This window comes from Okeania sp. SIO2B9 (assembly GCF_010672505.1).
GTDB lineage: Bacteria > Cyanobacteriota > Cyanobacteriia > Cyanobacteriales > Microcoleaceae > Okeania > Okeania hirsuta.
The window spans coordinates 1-1,894 of sequence record NZ_JAAHGK010001396.1; the positions used below are offsets into that span (position 1 = coordinate 1).

A 1,894-nucleotide genomic window follows, 5' to 3' on the forward strand; every position below is an offset into this window, starting at 1 on the left:
AAATATCCATCTCCAAATTTTCCATAGGCAGTTCTGGGTAATAAGGCAACTCCAATTTCAGGTAACAAATAATCTGCCAGTTTTTGACAACTTATGGATATATTATTTTCCAGCATTCATAGGTTAGTTTGAGTAACCAAAAACCAACATAACCAGTCAAACAAAGAATCAGAAGTTTAGCGATCGCTTTTTTTATCCGACTAATACCTTCGCGAATATTTTCAATAGAATTTGCGGGTATATAATCTTAAATATCCATCTCCAAATTTTCCATAGGCAGTTCTGGGTAATAAGGCAACTCCAATTTCAGGTAACAAATAATCTGCCAGTTTTTGACAACTTATGGATATATTATTTTCCAGCATTCATAGGTTAGCTTGAGTAACCAAAAACCAAAATAACCAGTCAAACAAAGAATCAGATTTTCATCCCAAGAATTTCTCCGATGGCAAAATCTGAGAATGACAAAGTTTTGCTGGAATAAATATGGGTAAAATTTCTTTCATTCCTAGAGAAATTTAACAGAAAAATTTACAACTAAAAGAGGATAGCTATAGTTTAGCGATCGCTATTTTTATCTGACTAATACCTTCGCGAATATTTTCAATGGAATTTGCGTAAGATAATCTTAAATATCCATCTCCAAATTTTCCATAGGCAGTTCCTGGTAATAAGGCGACTCCTGCTTCAGCTAATAAATAATCTGCCAGTTTTTCGCAACTTATCGGCAGTTGCTTCACATTGGGAAAAGTATAAAAAGCACCTGCTGGTTTTCGACAATTAATACCTGGAATAGAATTTAAACCCTCCACAATAACATCACGTCTTTGTTTAAATTCGGCGAACATTTCCTTGACAAATTCCTGAGAATTTTTGATAGCTTCTATGCCAGCTATTTGAGTAAATGAACAAGCACAAGAATTAGAATTTAACATCAACTGATCTAATTTTTCTGCTATTGGTTTGGGAGAAACAGAATAACCTAAACGCCAACCAGTCATAGCATAAGTTTTTGAATGCCCATCTAATAAAATTGTGCGTTCTTTCATACCAGGAAAACTAATGATACTGGTAAATTTTGAATCGTAGATTAAGTGGGAGTAAATTTCGTCAGAGAGGATATAAAAGTTATGTTTAACTGCTAGTTCAGCTATAGCTTCTAAATATTCGGGAGTTAATACACTTCCAGTTGGATTATGAGGAGAATTCAGAATTAGTAATTTTGTCTTCTCAGAAATAGAATTAGCTAAATTATCAATACTAAATTGAAAGTCTAATTCTTCCAATAAAGGTAATGGAATAGGTTTCCCTCCCACTAAATTAATGACTGATTCATAAACAGGAAATCCAGGGTTCGGATAAATAACCTCATCTCCAGGATTTATTAATGCTAAAAGAGTGAAAAATATAACTGGTTTTGCCCCTGGCATTACTACTACTTCATCAGAATTAACTGATATATTTCGAGTTTGAGAAATATGTTCTGCTATTACTTCTTTTAACTCTAATAAACCTGCTGCTGGAGTATAAGTTGTATAACCATCATTCATAGCTTGGAAAGCAACTTCACGAATATTTTGAGGAGTCTTAAAATCAGGTTGACCTATTTCTAAATGAATAATATTTCGACCTTGAGATTCTAACTCTTTTGCCTTAGTAAAAACTTCAATGGCAGCATCGCCACCTAAGCCATTCATTCTGGTTGCAAAGTTCATAGTTAAATAGATGATATTTTCTTGATAATTTTACTATAGTAATTAGTTATATAGCGATCGCCGAATGATTTATGAGATATTTGAAAATATAGCAATTCCCACGAAGAGTGAGGTAAAAAATTCGTAATTTTTAGGGAGTAGGGAGTAGGGGGTAGTCATTCTGGTTCGGTGAGAATACC

At 33.5% G+C, this 1,894-nt stretch carries 1 protein-coding gene; it reads right to left on the minus strand.

What is annotated here, in order from left to right; all coding sequences use genetic code 11:
* Window positions 1-551: 551 nt before the first annotated feature.
* Window positions 552-1,715 (minus strand): pyridoxal phosphate-dependent aminotransferase, encoded by a 1,164-nt coding sequence (locus tag F6K13_RS31110; protein ID WP_124154790.1) that lies wholly within the window; start codon window positions 1,713-1,715, stop codon window positions 552-554.
* Window positions 1,716-1,894: the final 179 nt, after the last annotated feature.